At 64.1% G+C, this 273-nt stretch carries 1 protein-coding gene; it reads left to right on the forward strand.

The genetic code is table 11. The annotated features are described in order from the left end of the window. Nucleotides 1–273: FAD-dependent oxidoreductase (locus tag EOB49_RS35295; RefSeq protein WP_164782005.1), on the forward strand; the 273-nt coding region annotated here is incomplete at both ends.

The raw sequence follows: 273 nt of genomic DNA on the forward strand, positions 1-273 counted from the left end.
GGCTCAAGGAAGCCGGCGTCGAGGTCGACGAGCGCGGCCGGGTCAAGACCGACGGTCATTTACGAACCAATGTACCAGGCATCTACGCCATCGGCGATGTCATCGCCGGACCGATGCTGGCGCACAAGGCCGAGGATGAGGGCGTGGCGGTGGCCGAAACCATCGCCGGCCAGGCCGGCCATGTGAACTACGACGTCATTCCGAGTGTCGTCTACACCAGCCCGGAAATCGCCTCGGTCGGCAAGACCGAGGAAGAGCTGAAGAAGGCCGGCA

It is taken from the genome of Mesorhizobium sp. M7A.F.Ca.MR.148.00.0.0 (genome assembly GCF_003997735.1).
GTDB lineage: Bacteria > Pseudomonadota > Alphaproteobacteria > Rhizobiales > Rhizobiaceae > Mesorhizobium.